Raw genomic sequence first — 18052 nt, 5'->3', positions numbered from 1 at the left:
TCGCCGCCTTCAGCCAGCTTCGCGATCTTCGCCTTGAGGTCGGCTACCAGCGCCCGCATGGACTCGGCATTGGCCTTGAAGGATTCGGAGCGGGCGTTCAGTTTGCTTGCGAGCGTGGGCATCTCGGAGTCTCTTGCCAGATAGGGTTGTGCGCCGCCTGCCGCCGTCCTGCCGCGGCCGGCCTCAGCCGGCTGCCTTGGGCAACGGGTGCCCGGGCATCAGCTCATAGGGATGCTTCCAGCCCGGCAAGGCGCGGAAGCGCTCGGTCCACGCGTGGATATGCGGATATTCCTTGCGCCAGTGCACGCCGATCTCGTCATCGAAGAAGACGTAACCCGCCAGCGAAAAGTCGGCGATGGTGGCGCGCTCGCCCAGCACGAAGTCGCGTCCGTCCAGGTGTGCGTTCAGTACGTTCCACGCGCCTTCACAGCGCGCGCGGAAGAACTCCAGCACGGCCGGATCGGGCGACCTGGCGAAGGTGCGCATGAAGCGATAGGTGGCGGTGTACGAGGTGAACTTGTGGTTGTCGAACAGCAGCCAGCGCAGCACCTCGGCGCGCTCGGCTTCATTGCGCGGGCCGCACGCATCCAGGCGCGCGGCCAGCGTCTCGAGGATGGCGCCGGACTGCGACAGGCGCTGGCCGCCGAACTCCAGCACCGGCACCTCGCCCATCACGTTGATGGCGCGGTATTCCGGGGTGCGGGTCTCGCCGTTGAAGAAATCGACGAAGCGCGCGCGCCACAACGACTGGCCGCGCTGCACGCCGACGGTTTCCAGCAGCTGCGCCACCTTGTAGGCGTTGCCGGACTGGGCAAAGCAATACAGCAGGTACTCGGGCTCTTTCTGCTTGTCGATGCTCATGCTGCCTCCCCGATGATGTCGCCATCCACATAAAGCCAGCGCGGCGCCTCGCCCGGGGCGCGCGCCTCGCAGACAAAGCGGCTGCGCTCATGCAGCCGCCAGGCGCGCCCGCCGACCTTGTAGCGCGCCACGAATTCCACTTCGGCATGCGTGTCGTCCTGCTGCGCATGCGCCTTGACCGCCAGGCCGAGCCAGCGCGTCGCGGTGTCGGGCACCAGGTCGGCCGGGCAGGTGGATGCATGCCAGGTCTGGCGCAGCCAGTCGATGTCGTTCAGCACATAGGCGCTGTAGCGCGAGCGCATCAGCGCCTCGGCATTGGGCGGCAGCGCCTCGCCGCGGTGAAAGCGGCCGCAGCAGGCGTCATAGTCAGCACTGCCGCACGGGCACGGCACCGGCCCGGCCTTGGGCAGGCGCTGGGTTGCCTTGGCTGCCTTCGCCGCCCTCGCGCCGGTCATCCCACCAGCTCCGGCAGCTCGCGCATATCGGTGAAGATAGTGCGCGCGCCGGCCTCGCGCAGCTGCGCGGCATCGTTGCGCGCGGCGTAGCCGAACACCGTCATGCCGGCCGCCACGCCCGCGGTCACGCCGGTCGGGCTGTCTTCCACCACGGCGCAGCGCGCGGGCTCGACGCCCATGGTGCGCGCGGCCAGCAGGTACACGTCCGGCGCGGGCTTGCTGCGCGCCACTTCGGTCGCCGAGAAGATATGCTCGCGCTGGTCCTGCTGGAACAGCTCGACCAGGCCGGTCTTGGTCAGCTGCAGCTTGACCTTGACGCGATCCGCGCCCGACGCCACGCACACCGGCATGCCGGTGGCAGCGACCGCGCGGATCGCCTCGCGCACATGCGCCACCGCGGCGACTTCTTCTTCCAGCACCGCATTGCGGCGCGCCAGCCAGGTCGACAGCCAGTTCTCGGGCAGCGGCGCGCCGCGCATGCGTTCGATCATGTCCAGTTCCTCGCGCACCGCGCGGCCCAGGAACAGGCGCGTGGAGTCTTCCAGCGAGATCTCGATGCCGAGTTCGTTCAGCATCTGGTTGAGCACGCGGTTGACGATGGGCTCGCTGTCGACGAGCACGCCGTCGCAATCGAAGATCACACAATCGAAGCGGCCGGAATGGTCGGGGGTTGCTGCAGTCATGCGGGTTTCTTTTCCTTTATATCGAGGTTGGGCACGGCCCGGAGCTCGGTCTGGCGGCGGCTCTTCAGGTGGGCCTCGACCTGGTCGAAGCGGTCGAAGCCCCAGAACGGCTCGCCGTCGACGATGACGAAGGGCGAGCCGAACACGCCCTTGGCCATCGCCACCTCGATCTCGGCCTTGAGCTGGTCCTTGATCTGGTAGCTGGTGGCGCCGGCATCGAGCGCCTGCACGTCCACGCCCAGCGGCTCGGCCAGCTTCATGATCTCGGCCGGCTCGGCGATATTGATGTCGTCGACGAACAGCGCGCGGTACACCGAGCGGGCGAAGGCGGCGGCCAGGTCGTCGCCGTGATGGTTCTGCAGCCACAGCATGGCGCGCGCGGCATGCGTGGTCGGCAGCGGGAAATGCGTGGGGCGCTTGTAGTCGATGCCGTGGAAGCGCGCGGTGCGCTCGAAGTCGCGCCAGCTGTAGTCGCCCTTGAGCGGCAGCTGCGGCAACGGCGACGCGCCGGTGGTCTTGAACACCACGCCCAGCAGGATCGGATGCCAGGCGACGTTGCGCCCGTACTTCTGCGCCAGATCGTCGATACGGGTGCTGGCGAAATAGCCGTACGGCGAAGAGAAATCAAAGTAGAAGTCGATCGCTGCGGTCATGTCGGGGGCCCTATTCTTGTGGTGGCAGGTCCGGTTGCGGGAAAACGTGACGCCGGCGCGGCACGCCCGCTCATCGTACGCGCAAATGGCGGCGCTAGGCCAGCGCGCGTGCGATCAGGATCTTTTGGATGTCGCTGGTGCCCTCGTAGATCTGGCACACGCGCACGTCGCGGTAGATGCGCTCGACCGGGAAGTCGCTGACATAGCCGTAGCCGCCGAACACCTGGATCGCGTCGGAACAGACCCGCTCGGCCATCTCGCTGGCAAAAAGCTTGGCCATCGCCGCTTCCTTCAGGCACGGGCGGCCGGCATCGCGCAGCGCGGCGGCGTGCCACACCATCTGGCGCGCGACGTCGATGCGCGTGGCCATCTCGGCCAGGCGGAACTGCACCGCCTGGTGCTGGAACAGCGGCTGGCCGAAACTCTCCCGGTCCCTCGCATACGTCAGCGCCGCCTCGAACGCGGCCCGCGCCATGCCGATGCTCTGCGAGGCAATGCCGATGCGGCCGCCCTCCAGCCCCGACAGCGCCATCTTGTAGCCGCCGCCCTCATCGCCGAGCAGGTTGGCGGCCGGCACGCGGCAGTCCTCGAACAGGATCTGCGCGGTGTCCGACGAATGCTGGCCGAGCTTGTCCTCGAGCCGCGCCACCACGTAGCCCGGGGTCGAAGTCGGCACGATGAAGGCGCTGATGCCGCGCTTGCCGGCAGCCTTGTCGGTCACCGCCAGCACGATCGCCACGTCGGCGTTCTGGCCGCTGGTGATGAACTGCTTGACGCCGTTGAGCACGTAGTGGTCGCCGTCGCGGACAGCAGTGGTGCGCAGCGCCGAGGCATCGGAGCCGACGTGCGGCTCGGTCAGGCAGAACGCGCCCAGCATCTCGCCGCGCGCCAGCGGCACCAGCCACTGCTGCTTCTGCGCCTCGCTGGCGAACGACATCAGCATGCTGCACACCGGGCAGTTGTTGACGCTGATGACGGTGGAGGTGCCGCCGTCGCCGGCCGCGATCTCTTCCAGGATCAGCGCCAGCGACAGGTAGTCCAGTCCGGCGCCGCCGTATTCCTCCGGCACCGCCACGCCATAGGCACCCAGCGCCGCCAGCTCGCGGTGCACGTCCTTGGGGAAGGTCTTGTCGCGATCCCACTGCGCGGCCTGCGGTGCGATCACTTCCTGCGCGAACTGGCGCACGGCGTCGCGGATCATTTCCTGTTCGGGGGTCAGCAGCATGTCGGTTCTGGGTTCAGATGTGCGGGCGCCCTTACCAGGGGATGGGCGTGCCGTCGTAGTTGTGGAAGGTGCCGTTGTCGCGCCGCTTGACGCTGGCCAGCACCTGGCGCATGCCCTTGACGCTCTGCTGCACGGTCAGGTCGGCCTCCTGGCCGCCCATGTCGGTCTTGACCCAGCCCGGATGCAGCGCGACGCAGGTAGCGTGGCGCGCATCCAGCGCCACCGCGCGCAGTGCGGCGTTGGCGCCCGCCTTGCTGACGCGGTACAGCCAGCTGGTGCTGTGCTCCATCGCGCCGATGCTGCCCATGCGCGAGGACAGCACCGCCAGCACGCCGCCATGGCCGGACTGCCCGGCCTCGACATAGGGCAGCAGCAACGGCAGCGCCATCATCGGCCCCAGCACGTTGACATGCATGACGCGGTCGAACTCCGGCGGCGTGACCGGCTGCGCGCTCTCGGTGCGCGGCCCCATCACGCCGGCGTTGTAGACCGCCACGTCGAGCGCCTCGCCATCGAGCTTCCAGCCCAGGCCCGCCACCGCGCCGGCATCGGACAGGTCGGCCTGGTGCGCCTCGGCGCCGAGCGCCTCCAGCGCACCGACGCCTTCGGGCGTGCGCGCCGCCGCGATGACGCGCCAGCCGTCGGCACGGTACTGGCGCACGAATTCAAGACCGATGCCGCGCGAGGCACCGAGGATGAGGGCGGTTGGCAAGGGTTGCTCCTTTCAAAAACTGGCCTGCGCCGCAGACGGCACGGCTGGCCGCGGATTGTGCAAACTGCCACGGTCTTGCTCCCTCTCCCGCGCGCGGGAGAGGGGAGAAAACAAGCGGGACTTGGGACAGGCTTACAGGATCTCGATCCCCACCGCCGTTGCCTCGCCGCCGCCGATGCACAGGCTCGCCACGCCGCGCTTGCCGCCGGTCTTGCGCAGCGCGCCGATCAGCGTGGTCATGATGCGCGCGCCCGAGGCGCCGATCGGATGGCCCAGGGCGCAGGCGCCGCCGTGGATATTGACCTTGTCGCGCGGGATCTTGAGGTCGTGCATCGCCGCCATCGGCACCACGGCGAAGGCCTCGTTGATCTCGAACAGGTCGACGCTGTCGGTGTTCCAGTCCAGCTTGCGGTACAGCTTGGCGATGGCCTCGACCGGCGCGGTGGTGAACCAGCCCGGCGCCTGCGCATGGGTGGTGTGGCCCAGCATGCGGGCGATCGGCTGCAGGCCCAGCGCCTTCGCGGTCGAAGCACGCATCATCACCAGCGCCGAGGCGCCGTCGTTGATCGACGACGACGAGGCGGCGGTGATGGTGCCGTCCTTGGCAAACGCAGGCTTGAGCGACGGGATCTTGTCGAGCTTGATGCGGCGCGGGCCTTCGTCGGTATCGATCACCGTGTCGCCGCCCTTGCCCGATACCGTCACCGGCGCGATCTCCCAGCGGAAATCGCCGTTCTCGGTGGCCTGCTGCGCGCGGCGCACGCTTTCCATCGCGAATTCGTCCTGCTGCTGGCGCGTGAAGCCGTACTTGGCGGCGCAGTCCTCGCCGAAGGTGCCCATGGCGCGGCCCTTGTCGTAGGCGTCTTCCAGGCCGTCCAGCATCATGTGGTCGTAGATCATGCCGTGGCCGATGCGATAACCGCCGCGGCCCTTCGGGATCAGGTACGGCGCGTTGGTCATGCTTTCCATGCCGCCCGCAATAGCGACGTCGAACGAGCCCGCGACCAGGCCGTCATAGACGGTCATGGCCGCGCGCATGCCCGAGCCGCACATCTTGTTGACGGTGGTGCAGCCCACGCTCAGCGGCAGGCCCGCGCCCAGCGCGGCCTGGCGTGCCGGCGCCTGGCCCTGGCCGGCGGGCAGCACGCAGCCGAACACTACTTCTTCGACCTGCTCGGGCTTCAGGCCGGCACGCTCGACCGCCGCGCGGATGGCGGCGGCGCCAAGCTGCGGCGCGGTGACGCTGGCGAATTCGCCCTGGAACGCAGCCATCGGCGTGCGCGCGGCTGAAACGATGACGATCTCTTCCATGTCGGGTCTCCTGGCTTTGTGTGCAACGTAAACCACCACCGTCATTCCCGCGAAAGCGGGAATCCAGCGTCTTTCACGTCCCCTTCGGGGATAAAGCCGCTGGGTCCCCGCCTTCGCGGGGACGACGAAGTTTTAGCGCCATCACTAAGTTGTATGGCATGAGAGCTTCAGTTCAGCGGATCGACGCCTGCGGCGGCTCGCCGTACTGGCGGTAGGCCACGGCCAGCTGCTCGTGCAGCTCGTCGTTGTTGCTGGCGGCCATGCCGAGGTCGCGCAGCAGGCCGTCGGACACGCCGTAGATCCAGCCGTGCACCGTGACGACCTGGCCGCGGTCCCAGGCGTCCTGGATCACCGTGGTCTGGCAGATATTGCTGACCTGCTCGATCACGTTCAGTTCGCACAGCCGGGTATGCGCGTCTTCCTCGCGCAGGATGGTGCCGAGGTAGGCCTCGTGCTTGTCGGCCACGTCGCGCACATGGCGCAGCCAGTTGTCGGCCAGGCCGATGCGCTCGCGCTTGAGCGCGACCTTGACGCCGCCGCAGCCGTAGTGGCCGACCACGGTGATATGGCGCACCTTGAGCACTTCCACCGCGAACTGGATTACCGACAGCGCGTTCAGGTCGCTGTGCGCGATCACGTTGGCGATATTGCGGTGGACGAACACCTCGCCCGGGGCCAGGCCCAGGATCTGGTTGGCCGGCACGCGCGAATCGGAGCAGCCGATCCACAGGTATTCCGGCGCCTGCTGGTTGGCCAGCCGGGTGAAGAACGCGGGATCTTCCGCGTTGACACGGTCCACCCAGTCGCGGTTGTTGCGGAACAGCTGGGCGATGGCGTCATTCATGCGACTCTCCTTGCAGGGTCGGCGGCAGGCAGTTCAGGGACAGCGCCGTAGCGGTTGATGAATCGCTCGGCAGGGTGATAGGCAAAAAAGTCATGGACATGTCCGGCCAGCAGCCGGTCCTTGTGGCTCTGCCACATGGCAGGGTCAAAAAAATCTGCATGGTGCCGCAGGAACGCCGCGCCGACGCGCGCATCGCCCAGCAGGAAGGTGCGGAAGGTCTCGGGAAAGATGTCGTGCGGACGCACGGTGTACCAGACTTCGCCCGACATCTCCTCTTCCTCGTTGCGCGGCTGGGGCACGTGGCGGATGTTGCAGTCGGTCAGGTACTCGATCTCGTCGTAGTCGTAGAACACCACGCGGCCGTGGCGCGTGACGCCGAAGTTCTTATACAGCATGTCGCCCGGGAAGATGTTCGCCGCGATCAGCTCCTTGATCGCGTTGCCGTATTCGATCACGCCGTGCTCGACCTGCGCGTCGGATCCTTCCTGCAGGTAGATGTTCAGCGGCGTCATGCGACGCTCGATATAGACGTGGCGTACCACGATCTCTTCGCCGCCGTCCTTGGCGCGCTGGTATTCGATCATCGACGGCGCGTGCTGCTCGAACTCGCGCACCAGCGCATCGTCGAAGCGCGACAGCGGGAAGGCCACGTCGGAGTATTCCAGCGTATCCGCCATGCGGCCGACGCGGTCGTGCTGCTTGACCAGCTGGTACTTCGACTTGACCAGCTCGCGCGTGGTTTCCTTGGGCGCCGGGAAAACATCGCGGATCACCTTGAACACGTACGGGTACGACGGCAGCGTGAACACCAGCATCACCAGCCCGCGGATGCCGGGCGCGACGATGAACTTGTCGGACGAATGCTGCAGGTGGTGCAGGAAGTCGCGGTAGAACAGGTTCTTGCCCTGCTTCTGCAAACCCAGCGAGGTATAGATCTCCGCGCGCGGCTTGCGCGGCATGATGTCGCGCAGGAAGGTCACGTAGGCCGACGGGATCTCCATGTCGACCATGAAGTAGGAGTGCGTGAACGAGAACAGGATCAGCAGCTGTTCCTTCTTCAGCAGCACCGTGTCGAGCACCAGCTTGCCCGAGGGCCCGTGCAGGATCGGGATCGCCAGCGGGAAAGTGCGGTCGCCGTTGACGATGCGGCCGATGATGAAGGCCGCCTTGTTGCGGAAGAACAGCGACGACAGCGTATGGATCTGGAAATTCGGCGCGATGCGGAAGTCGCCGAAATGCTCGCCGACGGCGCGCACCACGTAGCCGATGTCGCGCTGCAGGTCCTCGAACGGGCGCTCCAGCTGGAAGTTGTGGACGATGCGCTCGAAGCAAGCGGCCATGCCCTCGCGGCTTCCGGGGTAGTAGGCGCGGAAGGTCGGGCGCGTCGGCGATTCCTCGTTCTCGATGTACTCGGTCGAGATCGCCGGGCGCACGAAGATGAAATCGTTGTTGAAGTACGAGCGGTGCAGGATGCGCGTGCAGACCGAGTTGAAGAAGGTCTCGGCCAGCTCGGGCTGGTGGTGGTTGGTCAGCAGCCCGATGTAGTGCAGCTTGATCTGCTGCCAGATCTCGTCTTCGATGTTCTCGGCGTCGTACTCGTCTTCCAGGATCACGCTGGATTCGCGCACGCGCTCGTTGTAGAAGGCAATGCGGTCGCGCTGGATCTGCTGCAGCCCGTGCCAGTCGCCGGCCTCGAACTTCAGCTTGGCCTGGTGGCTGACCTCGCGGAACAGGCGGTAGTGCTTGTCGAACCCGTCGAGCATCGTTCTCGCCACATCGTAGGCAATCTGCGAGGAGAGCAGTTTGGGGAAGTGGGACATGGGTCGACGGGGACGACTGCGTGACGGTCTTGCGACGGGTAGTGAGATTGTAAATGGGTTCCGGGCCAGGGCCCCGGATGTCCGGGGACGCCGGAGGTGATTCCGGCGTCCCCGCGCACCGTTACATCGTTTCCGCGAACAGCTCGCGCCCGATCAGCATGCGGCGGATCTCCGAGGTGCCGGCGCCGATCTCGTACAGCTTGGCGTCGCGCCACAGGCGCCCGGCCGGGTACTCGTTGATATAGCCGTTGCCGCCCAGGATCTGCACGGTCTCGCCCGCCATCCAGGTAGCCTTTTCCGCGGTGTACAGGATCACCGCGGCGCAGTCCTTGCGCACCTGGCGCACGTGGTCGCTGCCGAGCGCGTCGAGGTTCTTGCCGACCGTGTACAGGTAGCTGCGCGCCGCCTGCAGCGTGGTGTACATGTCGGCCACCTTGCCCTGGATCAGCTGGAATTCGCCGATGCTCTGGCCGAACTGCTTGCGGTCATGGATATACGGCGTGACCACGTCCATGCACGCCTTCATGATGCCGACCGGGCCGCCGGACAGCACCGCGCGCTCGTAGTCCAGGCCGCTCATCAGCACCTTGGCGCCGCCGTTCTCGGCACCGAGGATGTTCTCGACCGGCACTTCGACGTCCTCGAACACCAGCTCGCCGGTGTGCGAGCCCCGCATGCCCAGCTTGTCCAGCTTCTGCGCCACCGAGAAGCCCTTCATGCCCTTCTCGACGATAAAGGCGGTCATGCCGCGCGCGCCCAGCTCGGGCTCGGTCTTGGCGTAGACCACCAGCACGTCGCAGTCCGGGCCGTTGGTGATCCACATCTTGGTGCCGTTGAGCACGTAGCGGTCGCCCTTCAGCTGCGCGCGCAGCTTCATGCTGACCACGTCCGAGCCGGCATTGGGTTCGCTCATCGCCAGCGCGCCGATCCATTCGCCCGAGACCAGCTTGGGCAGGTACTTCGCCTTCTGCGCGGCCGTGCCGTTGCGGTGGATCTGGTTGACGCACAGGTTGGAATGCGCGCCGTACGACAGGCCGACCGAGGCGGAGGCGCGGCTGATTTCCTCCATCGCGATCATGTGGGCCAGGTAGCCCATGTTGGCGCCGCCGTATTCCTCGGCCACGGTAATCCCGAGCACGCCGAGGTCGCCCATCTTCTTCCAGGCGTCCATCGGGAACTGGTCGGTGCGGTCGATCTCGGCCGCGCGCGGGGCCAGTTCGGCCTGGGCCCAGTCGCGCACGGCGCCGCGCAGCATTTCGATGTCTTCGCCCAGATCGAATTTCAGGCCTGGCAATTCAGTCATGATGGTCTCCTGTAGGAATCGGTGTGTCGGGTGGTTCCGGTGTTGCCGGATCGATCGGTTCAGACGTGGCCCAGCGTTTTGACCACGCACAGCGTCATCAGCATGGTCGCCACCGGCTTGCGGCGGCCTTCCTGCTCGACGTAGACATCGCCCTGCGCCACTATCAGCGTGCGCCCGGGCTTGAGCACCCGCCCCACCGCCACCAGGCGTTCGCCCTGGGCGGGGGACAGCAGGTTGATCTTGTACTCGGCGGTCAGGCCCGCCTCCTCCTCGCCGACCAGCGTCAGCGCGGCATAGCCGCAAGCGCTGTCGGCCAGCGCGCCGACCACGCCGCCATGGAAAAAGCCGTGCTGCTGGGTCACCCCCTCGGACCACGGCATTGCCAGCTCGACCTCGCCGCGCTGCACGCGCGCCAGCTCGGCGCCAAAGGTGCGCATCAGCCCCTGGCGCGAGAAGCTGGTGGCAATGGCGTCGGCCCGCGCGGGCGACAGCGGTTCCGGTTCAGCGGGCACGGCATGGGCGATGGAGGCGGTCATGGCGGATTCCGGTGTAGGGGCCTGTTTGGCGGACAGCGCACGGCCACGCACTGTCCGGCTATTCTATTTACGTTTACGTAAACGTCAATGATGAATCGCACTGAAGCGTGCGCAAGCGCCGCTCAGGCGGCATGGGTCTGGTCCGGCGCATCGTCCCCGGCCTGCGCGGCCAGCAGGGCCCTGCACTGGCGCTCGTGCTGGTCGATCTCGGCCAGTTGCGCCTGCAGGTCTTCCAGCTGCCGTTCGAGCGTGCGCCGGTGTGCCGCGAGCGCGACCAGGAACCGGTCCAGTTGCGGGGCGGTATCGCGCGGCGATTCATAAAGATCAAGGATCTCGCGGATCTCATTGAGAGTAAGCCCCAACCTCTTGCCGCGCAGCGTCAGCTTTAGCCGAGTCCGCTCGCGGCCGTTGTAGACGCGCTTGCGCCCGCCCGGCCCTTCGCGCTGCGGTGCCAGCAGACCCTGGTCCTCGTAGAAGCGGATAGCACGCGGCGTGACGTCAAACTCACGCGCGAGATCGGTAATGGTGTAGGTGGCGGAAGCCGCCGCTGGCGTCGCTGACATGGCCTGACCAAAGAAAGTGAACGGTCGTTCGTTGCGAAGTCAAGTTTTCGCTTAAGATGGAAACGAACCCGTATGGTTGACGTTTACGTTAGCGTCAACCAGATCGGCTGGCAACCGGTGCTTGCACGCCCCTCGCGCATGATCGGGGACATGCCGGCAGAACGAGAAAGCCCGCGCCCCGCCGCCAGGCTTCGACCACGAGACTCCTCATGAACGCACTCGAACACCAGCTCCAATACCCGTTCGGCGATACCATGCCGGCGCCCGGCACCAAGCAGGAAGTCGCCCCCGGCGTCTACTGGCTGCGCATGCCGCTGCCGTTCGCGCTCGACCATATCAATCTGTGGCTGCTGCGCGACCGCCTGGACGGACGCGACGGCTGGACCATCGTCGACTGCGGCATCACCAACGACACCATCAAGGCGCACTGGGAAACCATCTTCGCCAACGAGCTGGAAGGCCTGCCAGTGGTGCGCGTGCTGGTCACGCACAGCCATCCCGACCACGTCGGCCTGGCGCACTGGCTGTGCCGGCGTTTCGACGTGCGCCTGTGGATGAGCCTGGGCGACTACATGAGCGCGCGCGTGATGGGCAGCGGCACCGGGGCCGGCTCAAGCGCCGGCGGCGAAGCGGCCGCCGCGCATTTCGCGCTGCATGGCCTGACCGATGCCGACAGCCAGGAAAAGCTGCGCGCGCGCAAGACCTATTATCCGTCGCTGGTGCCCGACCTGCCGGCCCAATACCGCCGCCTGATGGAAGGCGACACGGTGAGCATCGGCACCGACGCGGCAACCTCCGGCTGGCGCGTGATCACCGGCTTTGGCCATTCGCCCGAGCACGTGGCGCTGCATAACGCCGCCACCAATGTGCTGATCTCCGGCGACATGGTGCTGCCGCGCATCTCGACCAATGTCAGCGTGTTCGACATGGAGCCCGAGGCCAATTCGCTGCAGCTCTACCTGGATTCGCTGGGCAAGTACGAGCCTTTGCCGCAGGACGTGCTGATCCTGCCGTCGCACGGCCGCCCGTTCCGCAACCTGCATACCCGCATCATGCAACTGCGCGAGCACCATGCCGACCGCCTCGCCGAAACGCTCGAGGCGTGCCGCGAGAAACCCTGCTGCGCGCACGATATCGTCAGCGTGATCTTCAAGCGCCAGTTCGACATCCACCAGATGACCTTCGCCATGGGCGAGTCGCTGGCGCACCTGCACTGCCTGTGGCACCGCGGCGAGCTGGTGCGCGCAACCGGCGACGACGGCGTGATCCGCTTCCGCGCCGCCTGAGCGCCTCAGTTGGCGGCCGCCAGCGCCGCCAGGTAGCGCACCCCGTCGACGGCGCGGCTGCCGTACCATGACAGCATCTCGCCGTCGACCAGCAGCACCGGCTTGCCCAGCTGGCGCTCGAGCGCGTCGGCGTGGTCTTCGGTAAAGCGGTAGGGCTCGGTCGACAGCAGCACCAGATCGAGCTCGCGCACCAGCGCGTCGCTCCAGCGGAAAGTGGGATAGCGCTCGCCGGGCGCATTCGGACGGCTGCAGTCGCCGCCTTCGCAGGCCTGCACGGTGTCCGTGCCGCCGGGCCAGGTCTGCCAGTTGGCCAGCGCCAGCATGCGGCTGATATAGGTGTCGCGCGACACCGTCATCCACGGGTCCTGCCAGATCGCGTACAGCACGCGGCGCGCCGGCCAGGGCCGCACGCGGATCGCATCCAGTTGCGCCTGCAGCGCTGCGCACAGTGCCTCGGCCCCGGCATGGCAGCCGAAGATGCCTCCCAGCAGCCGGTACAGCTCGAGGTTGTCCTCGGGCGCGCACGGATGGGTGACGATCACGTTGGGCACGAAGGCGCGGATCTCATCCACGGTCTCGCGCCGGTTCTCGTCGATATTGACCACTACATGCGTGGGCGCCAGCTCGCGCAGCCGCGCCACGTTGACGTCCTTGGTACCGCCCACCTTGGGCACGGCGCGCACCGCCGGTTCCGGGTGGATGCAGAAGCCGGTGCGCGCCACCATCTGCCGCGCCAGCCCGAGCGCGAACAGCAGCTCGGTCACCGACGGCACCAGCGAGGCGATCCGCACCACGCCGGTGGCGGCGGCATGCTGCTGGCCGATGGCGTCGCGCCACATCTCAGGGCTCCCGGGGTGCGTCGGCACGGCGCGGCTTGCGCGGCGCGCCCGCGGCGAGCGCGTCGTACAGCCAGCGCGGCAGCACGTGCAGCAGCGCCGCCACCACGCCCATCGGCCACGGGATCACGCGGAAGCGCCGGCCCGCCGCGATCACGCGCACGGCCTTGCGCGCGAACACGTCGGCATCGGTCAGGAACGGCATGCGGTACGGGTTGTGCGCGGTCATCGGCGTGCGGATATAGCCGGGCGCGATGGTGACCACGCGGATGTCGTGCCGGCGCTGCTCCAGCCGCAGGCTTTCGAGCAGCTTGATCACCGCCGACTTGGAAGCGCTGTAGGCCCCGGCCCCCGGCAGCCCGCGCACGCCGGCGACGCTGGCGATGCCCACCAGCGTGCCGCGCCGTCCGAAGTGGCCGGGCTCGCGCGCCTGCATCGCATGCAGGAAGGGCTGGAAGGTGGTCAGCACGCCGAACCAGTTGGTTTCCATCACCTGGCGGAAGGCATCGAGGTCCTCGCGCTCGCTGGCGACAGTGCCGACCGAGACCCCGGCATTGGCGATCACCACATCCGGGCAGCCGAACTGGCCGAGGAAGTCGTCCGCCGCCCGCGCCATCGCCTCGGCATCGCGCACGTCGGCGCCATAGATGCGCACCGCGCCCGGGTTGGGCAAGGTGGCCACGAACTGGCGCAACGCGTCCTCGCGCCGCGCCACCAGGCCGAGGATGGCGCCCTGCGCGGCATATTCGCGCGCGAGCGCCTGGCCCAGGCCGCTGGAGGCGCCGGTGAGGAAGACTTTGAGGGGACGCATGGAAGGAAGAAGGCTGTCCGAAATGAAAAACGGCTGGTACAGGATACCAGCCGTTCGGCAAACCACAGGTCTTGCTTGTGTGCTCCCCTCTCCCGCTTGCGGGAGAGGGGAGCAAACCCGCAGGACATCCAATGCATTACATCTTCTTCGCCTTGATCTGCTCCACCAGGTAATCCATGGTCTGCACCGCACCCTGCTTGTTGCCGGCGATCGAGGGCGAGGTCACGTACTTGCCCTGCACCACCACGGTCGGCACGCCGTCGATCTTGTAGGCGTCGGCGATCTTGTTGGCGCGCTGCGAATTGGTCGTCACCGTGAACGAGTTGTACGCATCCACGAAGGCCTTGCGGTCGACGCCGTTCTTGGCCATGAAATCGGCAATCTCGTTGGTGTCGGTCAGGCGCTTGCGCTCCACGTGGATGGCGTTGAAAACCTTGTTGTGCATGGCGTCGAGCTTGCCGATGGCTTCCAGCGCGTAGAAGATCTTGGTGTGCGGCAGCAGATCGTCGCGGAACGCGACCGGCACGCGCTTGAACACCACATTGCCGCCCTGCTTCTTGACCCAGGCTTCCAGGTCGGGCTCGAAGTCATAGCAGTGCGGGCAGCCATACCAGAAGAACTCGGTCACCTCGATCTTGCCCGCCGCGACCGGCTGGGGCGTCTTCAGGACCTGGTACTCCTTGCCTTCGGTGGGTGCCGCCTGCGACGGGGCGGACATCAGCAGGCCGCCCACGGCGGCGAACATGGCGAACAGTGCGGCGAGTTTTTTCATTTGAGAACGGCCTTGCGGTTTGGACGATGAGCGTATGACAGCGGCGGCGGCACCCGGTTCATCGGCGCGCCCGCCGCTCCTGGCGGGAACCTGTTGCTGCGGTGTTGCGGCGGTTACCGCGTATTAAGCGGTGCCGCCTACTGCTTGGTAAAGCGGATCACCGAGGCCTCGAAACCGGACGACTGCAGCCGGTCGCGCGCCTTGTTCATGTCTTCGATGCGGTTGAACGGCCCCAGGCGCACCCGGTACATCTTGACCCCGTTGACGTCACGCTCGGTGATGCGGGCCTCGAAGCCCTGCATCGCCAGGTTGGCCTTCTGGCGGTCGGCATCGTCCGACGAGCGGAACGCGCCCACCTGCAGCAGGTAGCCAACCTTGTGCGCGTCGGCCTGGGCGATCTCGGCGATCGGGTCGGACACCGGCTTCTCGGCGGGCTTGGTGGCGAGCGGCTTGTCCGCCGGCTTCTCGACGGGCTTGTCCACCGGCTTGTCCACCGGCTTCTCCGCCGGGCGGGTCGCCACCGGCGGCTGGCCGTTCTGCTTGGGCTCGGGCTCCGGCGCCTGGCCCACCGGCTTGGCCGGGGTCTTGCTCCACAGCGGCTTGTTGGGGTCGCTCGGGCCTTCGTCGGCGCGCTGGGCCGGAGCCGGCAGCTGGCTGGTAACGTTGCCGGGCTCGCTCGGCCGGGGGGCGTGTTTCTGCTGGAACGGCGTCGGCGACTTGGTGATGTACAGGGCGACCACCACGGCGATGGCCAGCCCGACGATCAGCCCGAGCACCAGGCCCAGGAACGTACCGCCGCGTTGCTGGCTGCGGCGGACATTGCGCGACTCGCGCTTGCGTTGCTGTTGCATGAAGTCCTCTTCGGTGATGCCGGGATTATAGAGCCAGTGCTGCCGGCGGCCGCACCGGATCGTCCCCGGGGCCGCCTGGCCCCGTGCGTTGCCGGGCAGCCCGGGCCGGGCGCCGGCTGCCTGCTTACATGCGGCGCGGGGCGGACACCCCGATCACCGCCAGGCCGTTGCGCAGCACCTGGCGCGTGGCGGCCAGCAGCGCCAGGCGGGCACGCTTGACGGCTTCGTCGTCGACCAGCACGCGGTCGGCGTTGTAGAAGGCGTGGAAGTCGCCGGCCAGGTCGCGCAGGTAGAACGCCACCGCGTGCGGCGCCAGTTCGGCCGCGGCCGCGGCCAGCATGTCCGGGAACTCGGCCAGGCGCTGTCCCAGCGCCAGCGCCTGGGCGCTGGCTTCGGCACCGGTCACGGCCGACAGGTCGGCGCCGGCCAGTTCGGCCAGGCGGCTTTCCCATTCGGCGCCGCCCCACGACTCGAAGATCGAGCAGATGCGGGCGTGGGCGTACTGCACGTAGTACACCGGGTTCTCGTCGTTCTGCTTGAGCGCCAGGTCGACGTCGAACACGAATTCGGTATCGGCCTTGCGCGACAGCAGGAAGAAGCGCACCGCGTCGCGCCCGCGGGTGAAGTGCGCGGGCCAGTCGGCCACGCCCTGCTCCAGGCAGCCGCGGATGGTCTCGCAGGTGTCATCCTGGCCGTTGGACCATTCGATCAGATCGCGCACGGTGACGTAGGAGCCGGCGCGCTTGGAGATCTTGACCTCCTCGCCGTTCTTCATCACGGTGACCATCTTGTGCAGCACGTAGTCGGGATAGCCCTGCGGGATGCCGATGTCCAGGCCCTGCAGGCCGGCGCGCACGCGCGCGATGGTGCCGTGGTGGTCGCTGCCCTGCACGTTGATGACCTTGGTGAAGCCGCGCTCCCACTTGGTGGTGTGGTAGGCCACGTCCGGCACGAAGTAGGTATAGGTGCCGTCGCTCTTCTTCATCACGCGGTCCTTGTCGTCGCCGTCGTCGGTGGTGCGCAGCCACAGCGCGCCCTCGCTCTCGTAGGTCTTGCCTTTACCGATCAGCGACTGCACCGCGGCGTCGACGCGGCCGTCGCTGTACAGCGACGACTCCAGGTAGTAGCGGTCGAACTTGACCCCGAAGGCCTGCAGGTCGATGTCCTGCTCGTTGCGCAGGTAGGTGACGGCAAACTTGCGGATCGAATCGATATCCTCGACGTTGCCCGAAGCGGTCACCGGCTCGCCGTCGGAGGCGCTGACGGTCTTGCCGGCGAGGAAGTCGGCGGCGATGTCGGCGATGTAGTCGCCGTTGTAGGCCGACTCGGGCCAGCTGGCGTCGCCCGGCTTGAGGCCGCGCGCGCGCGCCTGCACCGACAGCGCCAGGGTCTGGATCTGCACGCCGGCGTCGTTGTAGTAGAACTCGCGGTGGACATGGAAGCCCTGCCACGACAGCAGGTTGGCGAGGGCATCGCCCAGCGCCGCCTGGCGGCCGTGGCCGACGTGCAGCGGGCCGGTCGGGTTGGCCGAGACGAACTCCACCAGCACCTGGCCGTGCACGCCGCGCTCGCGCGCGCCGTAGTGGTCACCCTGGTTCAGCACCGCGCGCAGCACCTCGGCCTTGGCCGCCGGCGTCAGGCGCAGGTTGATAAAACCGGGGCCGGCGATCTCCATGGTCGCGACCAGCTCCTGCGCGCGCGCATCGGCCTGCACCGCGGTGACGATGCGCTGCGCCAGCTCGCGCGGATTGCTCTTGAGCGCGCGCGCAACCTGCATGGCGACATTGCAGGCGAGGTCGCCATGGGCGGCGACCTTAGGCCGCTCGAAGGTGATCGCGGGCAAGGTGGCATCGGCCGGGGCGAGCGCGCGCACGGCATCGGTGAACGCGGCGGCAAGATTGGAGGTCTGAACAGGCAGCATGGATGTCGGAGGCCCTGTGGGCTGGTATCAGGCGCTGGCCCCGCGGGCCGCGCCGGTGCCACGAACGCGGCAAGTGACGGCGAATCAACGCCGCGCCGCGTGCCAGGCATGGGAATCGGGAACGCGCAATTTTATCAGGTGCTATGCTGACATCATGCGCAAGGACGGCCACGGACCACAATCCGCTCCGGCTGCCCCACCAGACCGTGCCCGAACCGGCGCGGCATCCCGCCCCCGGGGACGCCGCCTACTGTTCTCCGTGAAAGGAAAAACCATCATGCTGATCACCTTCAAATCCCACGCCGCGCAGGACCTGATCATGATGAAGGATCTGGCCGTGACGCTCCTGGGCATCATCGGCAAGCATCTCGGGGAACGGGGGGTGATCACCGTCGAAGAACTGCCGCACGCGATCCACAAGCTTGAGGCAGCCGTGGCCGATGCGCGCCGCGCCCATCCGGCCGACACCGCCATCGAGGCCCGGCCCGATGCCGAGGAAGAAGAGGAAGAGCCGCTGCACCTGGGCCAGCGCGCCTATCCCTTCCTCGACATGCTGCGCGCCTCGCAGCGCGAAGGAGCCAATGTCCTCTGGGGCGTCTGAGCAGGGCC

Annotated in this window: 19 protein-coding genes; 2 read left to right on the top strand and 17 right to left on the bottom strand. The window is 67.3% G+C overall.

The window, feature by feature from the left end; translation table 11 throughout:
• Positions 1-183: 183 nt before the first annotated feature.
• From MKD50_RS26210 to MKD50_RS26155, 12 genes are all read right to left on the bottom strand, one after another.
• The gene (locus MKD50_RS26210; protein ID WP_252669338.1) at positions 184-861 is read right to left on the bottom strand and encodes a glutathione S-transferase family protein; all 678 of its coding nucleotides are present in this window, start codon (positions 859-861) and stop codon (positions 184-186) included.
• Positions 858-1316 (bottom strand): YchJ family protein, encoded by a 459-nt coding sequence (locus MKD50_RS26205; protein WP_115703047.1) that lies wholly within the window; start codon positions 1314-1316, stop codon positions 858-860. Before MKD50_RS26205 ends, MKD50_RS26210 begins: the two co-directional genes overlap by 4 nt.
• Positions 1313-1999, bottom strand: a complete 687-nt coding sequence (locus MKD50_RS26200) for an HAD family hydrolase (RefSeq protein WP_252669336.1) — start codon at positions 1997-1999, stop codon at positions 1313-1315. The genes MKD50_RS26205 and MKD50_RS26200 overlap by 4 nt, the downstream gene beginning before the upstream one ends.
• The gene (locus MKD50_RS26195) at positions 1996-2652 is read right to left on the bottom strand and encodes a 2-hydroxychromene-2-carboxylate isomerase (RefSeq protein WP_115703045.1); all 657 of its coding nucleotides are present in this window, start codon (positions 2650-2652) and stop codon (positions 1996-1998) included. Before MKD50_RS26195 ends, MKD50_RS26200 begins: the two co-directional genes overlap by 4 nt.
• 94 nt (positions 2653-2746) lie before the next feature.
• Positions 2747-3877: an acyl-CoA dehydrogenase family protein gene (locus MKD50_RS26190; protein WP_240073437.1), complete on the bottom strand. Its 1131-nt coding sequence runs from the start codon at positions 3875-3877 to the stop codon at positions 2747-2749.
• Positions 3878-3908: 31 nt separating this feature from the next.
• Positions 3909-4589 carry an SDR family oxidoreductase gene (locus tag MKD50_RS26185; RefSeq protein WP_062796281.1) on the bottom strand — a complete coding sequence of 227 codons (681 nt, stop codon included), beginning with the start codon at positions 4587-4589 and terminating at the stop codon, positions 3909-3911.
• 132 nt (positions 4590-4721) lie between these two features.
• A complete protein-coding gene (locus tag MKD50_RS26180) occupies positions 4722-5900 on the bottom strand; it encodes an acetyl-CoA C-acetyltransferase (protein ID WP_115703041.1) in 1179 nt (392 codons plus the stop codon).
• Between the two features lie 172 nt (positions 5901-6072).
• On the bottom strand, positions 6073-6744 hold the full coding sequence (can, locus tag MKD50_RS26175; protein WP_252669334.1) for a carbonate dehydratase: 672 nt from the start codon (positions 6742-6744) through the stop codon (positions 6073-6075).
• Complete coding sequence (aceK, locus tag MKD50_RS26170; RefSeq protein ID WP_240073435.1) at positions 6741-8564, bottom strand: bifunctional isocitrate dehydrogenase kinase/phosphatase; 1824 nt, start codon at positions 8562-8564, stop codon at positions 6741-6743. The genes can and aceK overlap by 4 nt, the downstream gene beginning before the upstream one ends.
• A gap of 121 nt (positions 8565-8685) precedes the next feature.
• A complete protein-coding gene (locus MKD50_RS26165) occupies positions 8686-9867 on the bottom strand; it encodes an isovaleryl-CoA dehydrogenase (RefSeq protein ID WP_252669333.1) in 1182 nt (393 codons plus the stop codon).
• A gap of 59 nt (positions 9868-9926) precedes the next feature.
• Positions 9927-10403: a PaaI family thioesterase gene (locus MKD50_RS26160; protein WP_115679124.1), complete on the bottom strand. Its 477-nt coding sequence runs from the start codon at positions 10401-10403 to the stop codon at positions 9927-9929.
• A 122-nt stretch (positions 10404-10525) separates the two neighbouring features.
• A complete protein-coding gene (locus MKD50_RS26155) occupies positions 10526-10966 on the bottom strand; it encodes a MerR family transcriptional regulator (protein ID WP_252669332.1) in 441 nt (146 codons plus the stop codon).
• A 209-nt stretch (positions 10967-11175) separates the two neighbouring features.
• On the opposite strand from MKD50_RS26155, the gene MKD50_RS26150 reads away from it, so the two are divergent.
• On the top strand, positions 11176-12252 hold the full coding sequence (locus tag MKD50_RS26150; RefSeq protein ID WP_252669331.1) for an MBL fold metallo-hydrolase: 1077 nt from the start codon (positions 11176-11178) through the stop codon (positions 12250-12252).
• A gap of 5 nt (positions 12253-12257) precedes the next feature.
• Here MKD50_RS26150 and MKD50_RS26145 read toward each other — a convergent pair whose 3' ends face one another.
• From MKD50_RS26145 to argS, 5 genes are all read right to left on the bottom strand, one after another.
• Positions 12258-13091 (bottom strand): helical backbone metal receptor, encoded by an 834-nt coding sequence (locus MKD50_RS26145; RefSeq protein ID WP_115703030.1) that lies wholly within the window; start codon positions 13089-13091, stop codon positions 12258-12260.
• Between the two features lies 1 nt (position 13092).
• A complete protein-coding gene (locus tag MKD50_RS26140; protein ID WP_115703028.1) occupies positions 13093-13899 on the bottom strand; it encodes an SDR family oxidoreductase in 807 nt (268 codons plus the stop codon).
• 136 nt (positions 13900-14035) lie between these two features.
• Positions 14036-14671 (bottom strand): thiol:disulfide interchange protein DsbA/DsbL, encoded by a 636-nt coding sequence (locus MKD50_RS26135; protein WP_252669330.1) that lies wholly within the window; start codon positions 14669-14671, stop codon positions 14036-14038.
• A 137-nt stretch (positions 14672-14808) separates the two neighbouring features.
• Positions 14809-15522, bottom strand: a complete 714-nt coding sequence (locus MKD50_RS26130; protein ID WP_252669329.1) for an SPOR domain-containing protein — start codon at positions 15520-15522, stop codon at positions 14809-14811.
• A gap of 124 nt (positions 15523-15646) precedes the next feature.
• Positions 15647-17443, bottom strand: coding sequence for an arginine--tRNA ligase (gene argS / locus MKD50_RS26125; protein WP_115703024.1), 1797 nt, complete (start codon positions 17441-17443; stop codon positions 15647-15649).
• 277 nt (positions 17444-17720) lie between these two features.
• Here argS and MKD50_RS26120 point away from each other — a divergent pair, with 277 nt between their 5' ends.
• A complete protein-coding gene (locus tag MKD50_RS26120) occupies positions 17721-18044 on the top strand; it encodes a DUF1840 domain-containing protein (RefSeq protein WP_115703022.1) in 324 nt (107 codons plus the stop codon).
• Positions 18045-18052: the final 8 nt, after the last annotated feature.

The sequence above is a fragment of the Cupriavidus mimosae genome (genome assembly GCF_023952485.1).
Taxonomy (GTDB): domain Bacteria; phylum Pseudomonadota; class Gammaproteobacteria; order Burkholderiales; family Burkholderiaceae; genus Cupriavidus; species Cupriavidus taiwanensis_C.
The sequence above is the reverse complement of the archived record's forward strand: the minus strand, read 5'-3'. Positions and strand labels throughout refer to the sequence as shown.

Bases quoted from the DNA above. Each gene is read 5' to 3' on its own strand.
- MKD50_RS26160 (WP_115679124.1), bottom strand. From the start codon at position 10,403: ATGACCGCCTCCATCGCCCATGCCGTGCCCGCTGAACCGGAACCGCTG.
- MKD50_RS26180 (WP_115703041.1), bottom strand. From the start codon at position 5,900: ATGGAAGAGATCGTCATCGTTTCAGCCGCGCGCACGCCGATGGCTGCG.
- MKD50_RS26120 (WP_115703022.1), top strand. From the start codon at position 17,721: ATGCTGATCACCTTCAAATCCCACGCCGCGCAGGACCTGATCATGATG.
- MKD50_RS26155 (WP_252669332.1), bottom strand. From the start codon at position 10,966: ATGTCAGCGACGCCAGCGGCGGCTTCCGCCACCTACACCATTACCGAT.
- MKD50_RS26150 (WP_252669331.1), top strand. From the start codon at position 11,176: ATGAACGCACTCGAACACCAGCTCCAATACCCGTTCGGCGATACCATG.
- MKD50_RS26165 (WP_252669333.1), bottom strand. From the start codon at position 9,867: ATGACTGAATTGCCAGGCCTGAAATTCGATCTGGGCGAAGACATCGAA.
- MKD50_RS26190 (WP_240073437.1), bottom strand. From the start codon at position 3,877: ATGCTGCTGACCCCCGAACAGGAAATGATCCGCGACGCCGTGCGCCAG.
- MKD50_RS26135 (WP_252669330.1), bottom strand. From the start codon at position 14,671: ATGAAAAAACTCGCCGCACTGTTCGCCATGTTCGCCGCCGTGGGCGGC.
- MKD50_RS26205 (WP_115703047.1), bottom strand. From the start codon at position 1,316: ATGACCGGCGCGAGGGCGGCGAAGGCAGCCAAGGCAACCCAGCGCCTG.
- MKD50_RS26145 (WP_115703030.1), bottom strand. From the start codon at position 13,091: ATGTGGCGCGACGCCATCGGCCAGCAGCATGCCGCCGCCACCGGCGTG.
- MKD50_RS26130 (WP_252669329.1), bottom strand. From the start codon at position 15,522: ATGCAACAGCAACGCAAGCGCGAGTCGCGCAATGTCCGCCGCAGCCAG.
- aceK (WP_240073435.1), bottom strand. From the start codon at position 8,564: ATGTCCCACTTCCCCAAACTGCTCTCCTCGCAGATTGCCTACGATGTG.
- can (WP_252669334.1), bottom strand. From the start codon at position 6,744: ATGAATGACGCCATCGCCCAGCTGTTCCGCAACAACCGCGACTGGGTG.
- MKD50_RS26195 (WP_115703045.1), bottom strand. From the start codon at position 2,652: ATGACCGCAGCGATCGACTTCTACTTTGATTTCTCTTCGCCGTACGGC.
- MKD50_RS26210 (WP_252669338.1), bottom strand. From the start codon at position 861: ATGAGCATCGACAAGCAGAAAGAGCCCGAGTACCTGCTGTATTGCTTT.
- MKD50_RS26140 (WP_115703028.1), bottom strand. From the start codon at position 13,899: ATGCGTCCCCTCAAAGTCTTCCTCACCGGCGCCTCCAGCGGCCTGGGC.
- MKD50_RS26200 (WP_252669336.1), bottom strand. From the start codon at position 1,999: ATGACTGCAGCAACCCCCGACCATTCCGGCCGCTTCGATTGTGTGATC.
- argS (WP_115703024.1), bottom strand. From the start codon at position 17,443: ATGCTGCCTGTTCAGACCTCCAATCTTGCCGCCGCGTTCACCGATGCC.